Origin of the sequence: Undibacterium sp. Tian12W (genome assembly GCF_049339405.1) — a bacterium.
In the GTDB taxonomy this organism is placed as follows: domain Bacteria; phylum Pseudomonadota; class Gammaproteobacteria; order Burkholderiales; family Burkholderiaceae_D; genus Undibacterium.
In genome coordinates this window covers 49,663-63,551 of sequence record NZ_JBMPPK010000018.1, presented here as the reverse complement: position 1 = coordinate 63,551, position 13,889 = coordinate 49,663, and the positions used below count along the sequence as shown (strand labels likewise).

Annotated in this window: 10 protein-coding genes; 4 read left to right on the top strand and 6 right to left on the bottom strand. The window is 52.2% G+C overall.

Annotated elements, in window-relative coordinates:
- The first annotated feature begins 172 nt into the window (after nt 1-172).
- Together ACO0LI_RS21845 and ACO0LI_RS21840 are read left to right on the top strand one after the other, a co-directional pair.
- Nucleotides 173-508 carry an energy transducer TonB gene (locus ACO0LI_RS21845; RefSeq protein WP_422950557.1) on the top strand — a complete coding sequence of 112 codons (336 nt, stop codon included), beginning with the start codon at nt 173-175 and terminating at the stop codon, nt 506-508.
- A gap of 184 nt (nt 509-692) precedes the next feature.
- A complete protein-coding gene (locus ACO0LI_RS21840; RefSeq protein ID WP_423035215.1) occupies nt 693-2,279 on the top strand; it encodes a hypothetical protein in 1,587 nt (528 codons plus the stop codon).
- 11 nt (nt 2,280-2,290) lie between these two features.
- On the opposite strand, the gene ACO0LI_RS21835 is transcribed toward ACO0LI_RS21840, so the two are convergent.
- From ACO0LI_RS21835 to ACO0LI_RS21820, 4 genes are all read right to left on the bottom strand, one after another.
- A complete protein-coding gene (locus ACO0LI_RS21835; protein WP_423035213.1) occupies nt 2,291-3,904 on the bottom strand; it encodes a methyl-accepting chemotaxis protein in 1,614 nt (537 codons plus the stop codon).
- Nucleotides 3,905-4,215: 311 nt separating this feature from the next.
- Nucleotides 4,216-5,466 (bottom strand): cyanophycinase, encoded by a 1,251-nt coding sequence (locus ACO0LI_RS21830; protein ID WP_423035211.1) that lies wholly within the window; start codon nt 5,464-5,466, stop codon nt 4,216-4,218.
- A gap of 137 nt (nt 5,467-5,603) precedes the next feature.
- A complete protein-coding gene (locus tag ACO0LI_RS21825; RefSeq protein ID WP_423035209.1) occupies nt 5,604-8,318 on the bottom strand; it encodes a TonB-dependent receptor in 2,715 nt (904 codons plus the stop codon).
- Between the two features lie 92 nt (nt 8,319-8,410).
- On the bottom strand, nt 8,411-9,364 hold the full coding sequence (locus tag ACO0LI_RS21820) for a MurR/RpiR family transcriptional regulator (protein ID WP_423011122.1): 954 nt from the start codon (nt 9,362-9,364) through the stop codon (nt 8,411-8,413).
- 318 nt (nt 9,365-9,682) lie between these two features.
- On the opposite strand from ACO0LI_RS21820, the gene ACO0LI_RS21815 reads away from it, so the two are divergent.
- Nucleotides 9,683-10,801: a succinylglutamate desuccinylase/aspartoacylase family protein gene (locus tag ACO0LI_RS21815; protein ID WP_423035207.1), complete on the top strand. Its 1,119-nt coding sequence runs from the start codon at nt 9,683-9,685 to the stop codon at nt 10,799-10,801.
- A gap of 13 nt (nt 10,802-10,814) precedes the next feature.
- Nucleotides 10,815-12,206 (top strand): YfcC family protein, encoded by a 1,392-nt coding sequence (locus ACO0LI_RS21810; protein ID WP_423035205.1) that lies wholly within the window; start codon nt 10,815-10,817, stop codon nt 12,204-12,206.
- Between the two features lie 41 nt (nt 12,207-12,247).
- Here the strand turns inward: ACO0LI_RS21810 and phnE are convergent, their stop codons facing one another.
- Together phnE and ACO0LI_RS21800 are read right to left on the bottom strand one after the other, a co-directional pair.
- Nucleotides 12,248-13,051, bottom strand: a complete 804-nt coding sequence (phnE, locus tag ACO0LI_RS21805) for a phosphonate ABC transporter, permease protein PhnE (RefSeq protein ID WP_423035203.1) — start codon at nt 13,049-13,051, stop codon at nt 12,248-12,250.
- Nucleotides 13,048-13,887 (bottom strand): PhnE/PtxC family ABC transporter permease, encoded by an 840-nt coding sequence (locus ACO0LI_RS21800; RefSeq protein WP_422950548.1) that lies wholly within the window; start codon nt 13,885-13,887, stop codon nt 13,048-13,050. Before ACO0LI_RS21800 ends, phnE begins: the two co-directional genes overlap by 4 nt.
- Between the last annotated feature and the right edge of the window lie 2 nt (nt 13,888-13,889).

The window sequence follows — 13,889 nt, the reverse complement described above, 5'->3', positions numbered from 1 at the left end:
TCGCGCAAAGGGATTGATTCCAGATAACAAGCGGGCACAATCTTTAACATTCCAGCTGTGAATTTCCCAAGGAAAATATTGCGCTGCGGAAAAAATTTGCAGTAAAATACGTACCTGTTTCCATGTGGCAATATCAAACTTTTCCCTGAATTCTGTCCCTATTTTTACTCCTATGAAAAAATTACTTCTCGCTACCGCTATCCTCGTTTCTTCTTTCTCCGCATTTGCCAGTGAAGTTGCTCCTGCTCTCGATAAGCAAACTTGCGAAAAACCTGTTTATCCAAAATCGGCTCTGATGAATGAAGAAACCGGCACCGTCGTACTGTCCGTGTTGATTGGCCCTGACGGCGCAGTAGTTGATTCCAAAGTAGAGAAATCCAGTGGCTCCAAGGCTTTGGATAAGGCAACACAGAAAATTTACACTTCCTGCAAATTCAAACCAGGTGCTAAAGATGGCAAGCCACAACAAGCCTGGACCAAGCTGGAATATGTCTGGAGCCTTTCCTGATCAGGTATGCTGCTTGCTGATCAGTTGGCAAAACAAGAGAGATGTCCTGGCATCTCTTTTTTTATGTGCAAAGCAATATGAATTTTTCTGATTTTTTCATACTTGTTTGCTAAAGAAATAATGAACATTGTCGATAATCAATTGAAGATTAAGCAAGGATTTATTTCAAGGACGTAAGCAAGCCATGTCAACTATCTCTACCAGTTTGAATACAGTGGTAAGCCCCGGCGTTGGTCAGGCACAGATTCAGACGCAGAATGTGAACCCTCAGCTTGCGCCTGCCACATCAACCCTTGCATCAACGTCGGTGATCCCGCCTGCAAGTTCTTATCAAGTCAATCTACGCTCCTCTGCTAGTGGCACGGTAGGGCAGACTTATAATCAGGCGGGTGTTGTATCTGCATCCGCAACCGTGGCTCCTACGGCATGGTGGGAAAACAAGGGCGATGATCATTTCAGTTATCTGCTTGAACAAAATGCCGTGTCGGCGACGACCACAGCAGGGCGTTTCAATGGTCTTGCTAGCGGGCTTATAGAACGCCTGCATGTGACAGGTGCTAACGTCAAGCAGGCATATATCACCACCTCCGTGGATGCCGATGCAGGCAGCAAGGCTGTGGTTGAAGCAGGGCAGGTCAGTTTGAGTGACCTGCGTGACCGTCCCGACCAAAGCCTGGGGCTGAGTGTCAAACTCGCTTCAGGACAGAAGGTCAGCTTGTCTATCAAGAGCAATGCCGGTGGCCTCAGTGTAGAGGCCAGCAGTGATACAGAGTTGAGCGAGACTGACAGCAAGGCGCTTGAGAAGCTTGCGGCTGGTCTGGAGGCGGCAGCGCAAAGTTATTTTGGCGAGCAGAAGATCAATCTCAATGCATTGTCTGGCTTTGATACTTCCGTCGTCAGTTCGCTGGAATTGAATATCAAGTCAGGTGACAGGCAAGTCGATTTCAGGATAGATCAGTCACATCATCAGCTCAAACTGACCTCACCCAGTGGCGTGATCGATATTGATGTCAAGCACGACAATGCTGGTCTCAGGGGAAATGCGACTCAAAGGGAGCAGGCTATCCAGCAATTCCTGGGGCAAATCGATAGTGCTGCCAAGCGTGGTCATGCAGATGAAGGCTTGATAGCGCAGTACAAGGAAGCTTTTTCTGCCGTACAAAAAATCAATACCACAGATGATGCTGACAATCTTTCAGCGCTGACACCTGCCAAAGCTCCATCGTTCTGGGATGCCGGCGCCGGTTCCCTGCTCACTGGACTGGCAGATTTTGACGCAAAGATTACAGGTGAGACAACGACGCCAAATCCTTTGCGTTTGCAGGAAAACGATTATTTCAATTTCCAGACCAGCCAGAAGACGACACAGGAAGGTCAGTTATCGAGTGGAAAAATCAGCCAGAAGCTGGAATCCAGCCTCAGTGCAGCTTTCCACCTTGAGTTAAAGTCTGGCAAAAAACCGGAGTTAGGCGAGAGCAAGAACTCGCAGAATTATCGCTACTTCAAAGTAGATGATCATGAGAGCAGCAAGCTCGAATTAGGATTTGAAAAAAATCAATTGAATAGTGCGCGGCTGGAAAAAAGCCATGACCGCAATCTGAGCATCTCCAGTTATGAATTCGGTAAGCTCATTGATAGCACAACTGTGCCGGATAAACAGACAACCGTGATTGATTTCTCAGCCAATGCGACCCGCGACAATACGGCAACTGAGCAGGCTTTGCAGCGTCAGCGCATCATTACCGGATTGAGCGGGAAAATCTTTCTCTAAGTGATAGTTCCCTAGCGCAAGCGGCGTGGCTGATTCGCCTGGCTAGTTGGCGCTGGACGCACGCTGGCACGGTTGATTTGAGGCTGAGGCGCAGCACCAGCTTGTTGCTGCACCTTGAAAATATTGACCACCTGGGCCAGTGCTGCAGCCTGTTCATTCATCGCCTGGGCAGCCGCAGATGCCTGTTCTACCAGTGCGGCATTTTGCTGCGTCATATTATCCATATCCACAATCGCATGATTGACCTGTTCGATGCCTGAGCTTTGCTCCTGGCTGGCTGATGCAATCTCGGCGACGATGTCGGTCACGCGCCTGACGCTGGCCACCACCTCATCCATGGTGGAGCCGGCGATAGCAACCAGCTTGCCGCCTTCCTCGACTTTTTCTGCTGAGCTGTCTATCAAGGTCTTGATCTCTTTGGCGGCAGAGGCTGAACGCTGGGCCAGGTTACGCACTTCGCTGGCAACCACGGCAAAACCACGACCCTGTTCACCGGCACGCGCAGCTTCTACAGCAGCATTCAAGGCGAGAATATTGGTCTGGAAGGCAATGCCGTCAATCACGCTGATGATATCGACGATTTTTTTCGATGACTCATTGATAGAACCCATGGTAGCCACCACTTTGCCTACGACGCTGCCGCCCTGGGTTGCTACTTCAGATGCCGAGATCGCCAATTGATTTGCCTGTCTGGCATTGTCGGCATTTTGCTTGACGGTGGAAGTCAGTTCTTCCATGGTGGATGAAGTTTCTTCCAGTGCACCTGCCTGTTGCTCGGTACGGTTAGACAAATCCAGGTTGCCTGAGGCAATTTCACCAGATGCCGTGGCGATGGATTCTGAGCCTGTACGCACTTCACTGACGACAGAAGCCAGCTTGTCGCGCATGCTCTTGATCGCAAACAGCAGGCTGGACTGGTCATTATCCTTGACTTGTATATCCGCAGTCAGGTCACCTTCGGCTATATGGCCCACTACCTCGGCCGCATAAGCGGGTTCGCCGCCCAGTTGACCGAGAATCGTGCGTGTCATGTGCCAGGCAAGGGCACCGACCATGGCCATCATGAGAGAGCCCAGGCCGAGCAGGATGCCAGCCTGCTGCCAGAAGGCTTCGTTAATATCGTCCAGATAAGTACCGGTACCCACCAGCCATTCCCAAGGGGCAAAGCGCATGACGGCATAGATTTTTTCAACCTGGCCTTGTACGCCAGGTCGAGTGCCCAGGGCCTGCACTACCCCTATTTTATTTTTTTCAAGGGCGGCACGATAGCGGTCTCCGGATTCCTTCATATCCTTTTGCGGCACGCCTATGCGGTCTGCCTTGGGGTGCACGAGCAACAAATCATCGTTGTAGCCGCGTACGAAGAAATACATTTCATCTTTATGAAAACTGGAAATCGCCAGCTTGGCCTGCTTTTGCGCATCTTCACGTGAGAGCTTGCCTGATTGTTCCAGTGCATAGGCCTTTGCTATGGCAGCATGGGCCATTTCCACCATGTTGGAAATCTGTTCAGTGCGCTCCTTGGTCATGGTCTGGCGCAGGGAATATAGCGAAATGGCAGAAATAACGGAGATGCCAAACAGGGTGATGGCGCACAGCAAGATGATGCGGGTGCTGAGTTTCATGGTGTGGTCTCACTGGTTTGCTGCAGTATGCCGCGATGCCGGACGGAAGCAAGAGAGAAAAACGGATATCACCTCGGGCTCCCGCCTGCATCTGAGGCAGGTCTGCATAGTTTATTAATTGGCGATCACGCAATGTGGCCCGCAAGGTGCAGGGTAAGCGTTATCTGGATTGTAAGTGAAGCCAAGATGCCTGAGAGGAAGAATTTGCAAACAAACGACAAATCAGAGCATGGATCTTGTGCTATGGGAGGGAAACAGGGGGGGCGTCAAAGCCACCCACCCTGCTTGCTGGAGCCTGCTGTCAGGCTTGTTTATTTGTAAAGTGGCAGGTTCATGCTGACTGGTCTTATGTCCAGACGCAAATTGTGCAAGGTATAACTTTCCGCACCAGAGGCATTGGAATAATAGCCCTGACTGTCCGCCACTTTGCTGAAGCTGAATTCAAAACCCAGCTCAGGCTGTGTATCCATGCCAAAAGCCAGGCCAATCGCGCGTTCCTGCTTGCTGTCAATCAAATGAAACATGAGGTCGGTGACTACGGTATTGGCCAGGATATCAGGATAAAAACGCTGGTCGGTATTGTAGGCCTGTGCGGGATTGAGCTTGTTTTGCAGCTTGTCAACTGAAGGCGTCAGTGTCCTGGTGTGCAAATTAAAGCGGTCGCCCCGGTCCAGATAACTGATGCGGGCATTGCTGACATTAAAATTCTTTTGGGCGCCATCGGTCGTCGCCTGGCTAAGGTCAAACAGGATCGCGCCTTTATAGCCTATGACCTCAACTTCACCCTGATTGCTGACCACCATCGCCGTATTTTCATCTACACCCAGGCCCAGCTTGTAATTCTTTTTCAGCATGACAGGCAGCATGCGGGCAAAGCGGCCACGGATGATCAGGTGCTGGTCTATGAATACATCAGGGCCGATGAAGCCCAGGCCAGCCGCAATCTCCTTGCCATCAGCGACACCAAGCTTGAGCGTAGGCAGCACAGGCTTGGCATCATAAAACATCGTGGTACTCATGATGGCGGCACCAGCACTGCTGCCAGCGATGACACCGCCGCGTTGATATAGTGCCCAGATTGCTTCCAGCATCGCTGTCTTGTCGCCATCTGGCTTGACCAGCGCCTGCACAATGCGACCCTGGTCGCCGCCGGTGAAAAATACGCCACTGGCATTGTTGAGCTTGCCCAGCCAGGCCGGGTCGTTGACGATGTCTTGCGGCTTGAATTGCGCGTGCTTGACCGACAGTGGAACCAAAAAAGCCTGGGCGCCATGCTGGTTCAGGGATTCAACCGCAAAGCCCCCGGACTTTTCCGGGCTGCCTGCCGCCGCTGGGATGACGGCAATCCTGGCACCCTTGCCACCAGCCTGTTGCACGATACGCTGCCAGACTACAGAATTATCAATCCGCAAGGCACCCCCTATGATGACGAGTGAGCCTTTTGATTGTTGCTGGGTGTTGTCTTCTGCGTGAGCATTCATGGGCAATTGCCAGATTAAAAGAGTTAGCCAGCTTAGCAAGCTACGCAATAGCCAACTGGAGTTTTTCAGAGAAATTGTCATTATTTTCATCCTGATTTTTTGATATTGTAAGTGATTCAATTCATCGCTATGCGTATGCGTTTAAAAAAAGGGACAACACCAAGTGTTGTCCCTAATATCCCCGAACGCGCTGCTTTGGAATTGATGATTGATACAGCTTATTTAAAAGAGTAGTTGCCAGATATGTAGATGAAGCGGCCACGTGGGTCGGTATAGCTGGGGTCATAACCAGCGATGAAGCTATATACCTGGTTGGAACGTGGTGGGTTGGTATCCAGCAGGTTTTTGATGCCTGCACGCAAGCTGAATGCCTTGCTGAATTTATAGCTGCCACTCAAATCCCACAAGACATAGGCGGGCACGTCACGGGTACTGCCATCAGCCAGGGCATTCTGGTCGTGATAGCCCTGGTAGTAAGTCTGTTGCAGTGTCGCGCCCCATGGGCCACGGTCAAAGTCAAATGTCAGGGTATGTCTCCAGCGTTGTACTACCTGGGTGTCGGTATAGATGCCGACGCCATTCACTTCGGGGCTGGCAGCTGTGTTACGGGTCTTGTAGTCGATGACATAGGTGCCGTTCAGGCTGACATTGAATTTGCCCAGGCTGTTTTCTGGTAATTTCCAGTTGACGTTGATATCCACACCTGAGGTTTTCAGCGAACCTATATTTTTCACACGACCATCGACGGACAATATAGGGCCGGGGATGCCTGGCAGGCTGGGGTCAGCCGCGCCACGTATCGCGTAGCCTGGGTTGGACTTGGGGTCGCTGAAGTAAGCACCTTCGTTGGCCAGCAAGGTGTCAGACTTTTCTATGCGCCAGTAATCGAGGGAGGCGGTCAGGCTGCGGCTGGGTTCGACCACAAAGCCTGCAGAGAACTGCTTCGATGTCTCAGGCTTGAGATTGGCCGTACCACCCTTGATCAGGTCTGGCTGTATGCCACAGTAATCAGGGTTCTTGGTATTGTCGATATTGCCGGTCTTGATGCAACCAAGCGGGTCATTATAGATACCGCTGGTCTGGCCTGTACGTGCTGGTTCATTGATGTCAGCCAGGCTGGGTGCACGGAAGCCGGCACTATAAGAGCCGCGTACCACGACTTCTTTGGCGGGTGTCCAGCGCAGGCCAAATTTTGGATTGGTAGTGCTGCCCACATCGTTATAGCTGTCATGGCGTACGGCGGCCTGGGCTTCGAGGTTGCTGAGTATGGGCAAATTCAATTCGGCAAACAGGGCTTTGACTGTACGGCTGCCACCATAGGCGGATGCAGCACCGTCACCGCGTATCTCGCCAGCAGCCAGCAGGGCAGAGGGAGTGAATTCCAGTTTCTCACGACGGTATTCTGCTCCTATCGCCAGACCGGCATTGCCACCTGCCATGGCAAACAATTCGCGTGAAGCCTTGATGTCAAAAGCATCGGTCGTGGCTCTGGACTGGCGCGCAGCATCGCTGATTTTTGCTGCGTTCAACAGACTCGTACCTTCAGTCCCTGATGGGCCAAAAGGATTGATCTTGCCTGTCAAAAAGGCGCTGTCAAAAGCCGATGTCCTGACATAGCCATCGACATACTTGTCATCGACCTTGCTGACACTGTGATTCAGGGCGGTATCATAATCCCAGCCTGCGATTGTGCCTTTTGCACCAACTATCAGGCGTTGTGCAACTGCATTCACTTCATTAGTGCGTGGGCCCGCTGCACTGAGGCGCAAGCCTACGCGCAAAGGCGTTTTGTTGGTCGTGATCAGGTCATTCGGATAGTAAATTCCAGTGACCGGGTAGTTCAGGTTGCTGACTGTCAGCGGGCTGATGCGGTAAGTCGTTTTGGTGTCGCTGTGCAGCACTTCTGCAAACAGAGTATTGTCAGCATCAATGGCAAACTGGGCTCGGCCTAGCAGTGACGCACGCTGGGATTCAGGGAAAATCTCGGTGTCATGCATGTAATCATACAAACAAGCTTTGCTACCAACAAAGCTGTCTGCCGCAAACACCGTGGCAGGTGGGTTGCAAGTCGGTGCGCTAGGGTTCAGGCGTGAACCGGTGGCTCCGCCACTGGTCGTAGTGCGGCGTACATTGGCCGGAAAAGTATTTGAGCTACCCACATCGAGATTGATGTCGGGCTGATAGGCTGACCCTATCCATGAACGTTGGGTGGAGCGCAAGCTGCCGGTGTTCTGGAAATTAGCCACACCCATGAGGTTGTACCTGTCCTGGATCAGGTTGCCTATGCCACCAGAGAGGCTGATGATTTTTTTGTCGGCACCGCCGTGCTGGGTATTGCCGACGTAGGCGGATATTTCTGCTCCCTGATAATCAGGACGGGTAATGAAGTTGATGACACCACCAATCGCATCTGCACCATAGATGGCTGATGCGCCATCTTTCAAGACTTCCACGCGCTGGATGGCAGCGGAAGGAATGGAATTCAAATCCACACCAGATGAAGTGCCGGGCGAAGCGAAGTTGGCAAGGCGGCGGCCATTCAGCAAGATCAGCGTAGATGACACACCTATGCCACGTAGGTTGGCACCATTGAAGCCGCGTTGCGTACCCCCGTTGTCGCTGAAGCTGGCACCATCAGTCAGGCCAGCAGTGCTGGCCGACACTTTGCTCAATAATTCTGCCGCTGTGGTAACGCCAGACTTTTCTATCGATTCACGGCTGATGATTTGCACAGGCAGGGCAGTTTCTGCATCAATGCGCTTGATTGACGAGCCGGTAATCTCTACTCGCTGCGGTTTGTTGGGATCATTCTCAGTTTGCGCCCATGCGCTTTGCGTACTCATGCCCAGCATCGCCATGACGCTCAGTGCCGACCAGGTTGCGACAGCCAATTTCTTGGGTATGGGCTGACATGCTTGTTTTTTCGTTGCCATTGCCTTCTTCTCCTCAGGTTTTACAGAAATTTAAAAAAAGCATACCCCTCAGGCACTCCGGGGAGTGACTGTGATTCGCTAATTTTGTTTATTTACTTCTTGGGTTTATTGCTATCCGGCTGTGTGTATTTGACGTTGTTGTCAGCGCTATGCAGATAGGCTGATATGGCTTCGGTCAGGCGCATGGCCTTCTCTACGTTCTTTTTATTCGACACCATCATGCTGCTGACCAGGGCTTCGATGACGGCGATCGCGGCACTCGCACTGCTGGGCAAGACACCGTGGGTGCTTGGTGCCAGCAGCAGATAATTACCCAGTTGCGCGATAGGTGAGGCAGGTGAATCGGTGATCGTGACTATGCAGGCACCGTGGTCGCGTACAAACTGCGTGAGCTTGATGACGTCCAGCGCATAGCGTGGGAAAGAGATGACGATGAGTACATCCTTGTCAGTAATATTCGCCAAGTGACCAGCCGCGACTTCAGTACCGCCATACCCCACCACTTCCACCACATGCGAGCAGAATGGCTGCAAATGCAGGGCCAGCATGCCGGCCAGATGGGCGCTGAGTCCAAAGCCCATGACATACACGGTTTTAGCCTTGGCGATGTGGCTGACTACCTCGTTCAGGTCTGGTTCAGACATGCCCTGGTTTGCTGCATCAATATTGGCAGCAGCAAATTGCATGCTGGTATGGGCGGGCGAGGGCGCATTCTTTTTGGCTTCTATGGTATTGCGAAGTTTTTCTACTGGCTGAAACACGGCTTGCACCACTTCTGCAATCTGGTTACGCAGCCCCGCATAATTATTAAAGCCCATGTCACGCGCAAAGCGGCTGATGGTGGCGGTTGATACATCACATTGTTCTGCCATGTCTTCTATACCGAGCGCCGTCACCTTGACCTGGTTACGCAAGAGGAAATTGGCAATACGCTTATAGGAGGCAGAGCCTTCCTGCAAGACCAGCATCAGTGATTCACCCAGCGTGGATTTGGCAAAGACCATTTCCGGCGAGGCAGATTCAACAGGGGTATTTAATTTTTTCATGTGCCGTATTCGGTAAAGCATTCAGTAAAACATTCAGTAAAACATTGAGTAAAACTTTTTTCGATGAATGAACTGTAGCCCTGTTTAAAAATATTTTCAATACTATTTGTCGTTTTATTTTCATAAATGTAGAATATGTAAAAAATCGTTCATAAACTGCAGTGTAGACGGGTTCAGACAGTGTTGTATTTTTCTGCTTGCAAAAACTGCCATTGTAAAAAACGATGTGACGGCGAGAGTAAAGTCTGCACTATGGGATAAATACTGCATGGGCCAGTTTTTGGGCCTTACCATTACCAACAAAAGAAAAGAGTTTTTATGCAAATACAAAGCCATGCCATGCCAGATATCAGTAGCGGGACAGTGCGGGAATTGCGGAGTTTTCATTACGGCACTCCAGGCCTGGGCCGCAAGGTGTATATACAGTCGTCCTTGCACGCAGATGAGATACCCGGCATGCTGGTGAATCACTATTTGCGCGAAATGCTGGAGCAGTATGAAAAAATTTCTGCGATTGCGGCTGAAATCGTACTGGTGCCAGTGGCCAACCCTATAGGTCTGGCACAGGACATACAGGGCACGGCCTTTGGCCGCTTTGATCTGGCGACAGGTGTCAATTTCAACCGTGGCTATCGCCACCTGACACCGCATCTTTTGCCTCTGCTGGAAGGCAAGCTGGGTGCGGATGAAAAAGAAAATGTAAAGCTGATACGCGAGCAGGCACAGGCAGTGCTGCAGGCGTGGCAGCCAGAAACAGCAACAGAACAGCAAAAGAAAATCCTGCAAACCCTGGCAGCCGATGCTGACATCGTGCTGGACCTGCATTGTGATAACCAGGCTGTCATGCACTTATATACGGGTACTCCGCTGGCGCACGATTGTATGCCGCTGGCCGTCTATCTTGGGGCGCAGGCTGTGCTGGTGTCGGTATTGTCGGGTGATGATCCTTTTGATGAATCCTGCTCACGCCATTGGTGGGAGCTGGCACAACATTTCGGTACGGCGACGCCTGTTCCAAATGCCTGCCTGTCCATCACGGTGGAATTGCGGGGAGAAACCGAGGTCAGTCATGATCTGGCGCAGGCAGACGCCACGGCCATCATCAATTTTCTCAGACACGCGGGTTACCTGCGTGGAAAAGCACCAACCTTACCTCAGGCCTTATGCCAGCCTACACCGCTAGAAGGTGTGGAGCCTCTGCGTGCCCCACATGCTGGCATCCTGGTATTTACCAGAGAAACAGGCGATCAGGTCAAGGCAGGTGAGAGAGTGGCCGATATTGTCGATCCGATCAGCGCGAAGGTGACGCCAGTACTGGCGACTGTATCCGGCATTTTATTTGCTCGCGTGGCCAGACGCTATGCTACGCACGGCATGCGCATCGCCAAGATCGCTGGTCCCGTTGCCTATCGCAGCGGTAATTTACTGTCCTTGTGACCAGGAGCGCATCATGCTGAAAAAACTCAGATTGCCGAATACCTTTGTCCTGCTGTTTTCCTTGCTGGCACTGATCGCGCTGGCTACCTGGCTGGTACCCGGTGGTAAATATGATACCCATGCGGTGAACGGCAAGACGCTGATAGATCCTGCCAGTTTTCACTATGTGACCAGCAATCCGCAAGGGGCAGTTGCGCTGATGATGGCACCCATCAAGGGCTTTGTTGAGGCTGCATTGATCATCGGTTTTGTACTCATTGTTGGCGGTGCTTTCGCGGTCTTGCAAAAGACCGAAGCAATTGATGCCATGATCAAATCTGTCGCTCGTGCGCACACGCATTCCAGTGTGGTCAGGGCTGGCATCATTCCCTTGTTCATAACACTATTTTCTCTGGGTGGGGCGACCTTTGGGATGGCAGAGGAAGCCATACCCTTCATCATGATCTTTATCCCGCTGGCGCTGGCACTTGGCTATGACTCGGTGATCGGCGTATCAATACCCTTCGTTGGCTCGCAAGTCGGGTTTGCAGCGGCGTTCCTGAATCCTTTTAATGTCGGTATTGCCCAGGGCATTGCGGGTGTGCCGCTGTTTTCTGGCATAGGATTCCGGCTTGTTGCGTGGTTGCTGGCGACAGCCGTGACTATTGTTTTTCTCAGCTGGTATGCGGCGCGTATCAAGAAAAATCCACAATTAAGTCCGACCTTTGTTCTTGATGAAGAAAAACGCAAAAACCTCAGGATCGATGAATTCACCAGTTTCACCGGCATGACAGCTACTCACAAGGCGGTGCTATGCATGTTTCTGTTGACTCTCATTACCATGGTCGTGGGTGTCGTTAAATACAGCTGGTATATAGAAGAGATTGCTGCCCTGTTCCTGGTCATGGCCATCCTGGTAGGCATAGTCGGCAAACTCAATGCTGATAGTTTTGTCGAAGCCTTTATGCAAGGCGCGAAAGACCTGGTGACCACTGCACTGGTGATAGCCCTGGCACGCGGCACCATGATACTGGCGCGGGACGCGAATATCATCGACACGATGTTGAACTTTCTCATGCCTTTCGTGCAGTCCTCACATCCCATTTTTGCGGCTCACAAGATGTTTGTGATCCAGTCTGTCATCAATTTCTTTATCCATTCCGGTAGCGGGCAGGCGGCACTGACCATGCCCATCATGGCACCGCTGGCTGACCTGGTTGGTGTGACCAGACAGACGGCGATACTGGCATTTCAGTTTGGTGAATTCACGACGCCGATGATACCAACGTCAGGCATCACGGTTGGCGTGCTGGCGCTGGCGCGCATACCATGGGCGACCTGGGCAAAATGGATGATACCCTTGCAGTTACTATACTTTGTCCTGGCCCTGGGATTGCTGGCTTTGTCTTGTGTGATCAGTTGGTAGTGTTAATGGATAATGCTAATGGGCAGTGTTAATGCGTGGTGTTATTGCATCAACCAGCGCCGCACCGCAAAGCTCAATGCATCCACCAAGGCAACCAGTATCAGCATGGCGACGATGACCGTGGCGGCGGTCTGCATCTGGAATAGCGACAGATGGTACTTCAACATCTGTCCTAGGCCGCCAGCACCGACGACACCTAAGATGGCAGCAGCGCGGATATTGTTTTCCCAGCGGTACAGGGTGTAAGAAAGCATTTGCGGCAGGCTTTGTGGCAGCGTCGCATACAGAAAGGCATTGATGGCAGATGCACCGTTCAGGCGTAATGTGGATTCCGCATGCGGCGCAGCGTTTTCCAATACTTCTGCAAACAGACGGCCAAGTACGCCTGTGGTATGGGCGGCCAGCGCAATAGTACCTGCAAATGGGCCCAGGCCAGCTGCGATGAGCATGATGGATGCCCACACGAGTTCGGGTATGGCACGCGCTACATTTAAAAATAAGCGCGTGCTGCTTTTTGCAGTTTTGCCGAAGCGGCCGCTGGCTGGCAGGGCCAGTAACAGACCCAGCATGGCGGCAATCAGGGTGCCCAGTGCCGACATGGCCAGGGTTTCAAAAGAAGCCAGGGCGGTTTTTGTCAGCAGGGCAGGGCTGACATCAGGCGGCGCAAAGCCTAGCAGAAACTCCCAGGTTTTGCCTGCGGCATCGTCGCTGAACAGGGCGCGCCATTCGATATTCAGGCTGACAAAGCTGGCGACGACCAGCAAGATGATGCCTGCGCTTAATATCAGCTTCAGCGGACTGAATAGCGCCGGTGCAACTGGCATCTCCTTATCAAGTGCACTCATGCCAGTGCCTTGCGGAATAATTTACTGGCCAGGTCTGCAAGACCCACCAGCAGCACGAACACGATGAGCATGGTGGATACTTCCGCGCCAGACAGCATTTTCATGGATTCATCCATACGCTGACCCAGGCCGCCAGCACCGACAAAACCCATGACGACAGAGCCGCGTATCGCGCATTCCCAGCGATAGATGGTGTAGGAAATCAGTTCTGGTGCAGCATTTGGCAAAGCACCATACAGAAATGCTGTCAGGCGGCTACTGCCATTCCTGAGCAGGCTATCGGTGGCGTGGGCATCACTGGCCTCCAGTATTTCGGCATAGACCTTGCCCAGCATGCCGGCATAGGTCAGGGCGATGGCAAATACGCCCGCAGTCGGCCCCAGCCCGACCAGACGCACTAGCAGCAGGGCCCAGACCAGCTCAGGTACGCTGCGTAATAAAACCAGCTTCCAGCGCATGAGCTGACGCAACAGTCTGGCCATGCCATGCATGCGCCCGCTACCTATGCGTGAGATCGATAAATGCTCATTGACGATCAGGGTCATGGGGATTGCCCCCAGCAGCGCCAGCGTCAGGCCTGCCGTTGCAATGGCGATGGTTTGCCAGCTTGCCTCCAGCACGATGAGTAAAAATTCCGTGGAATGCGCTGGTGGAAAAAAGCCGGATAGGAAGCGCCATGCTGCGCCCAGGCTTTGTGCATCAATCAGTTGCCAGGGTTTGAATTCAGTGATTTGCAGCATGGGCCAGAGCAGCACCAGCATGCACAAGCTGATTGTTACCCGCATGCGCCATGCGGGATCATGTTGTATCTCTGGATGGCTCGCCTGCTGTGTCATCG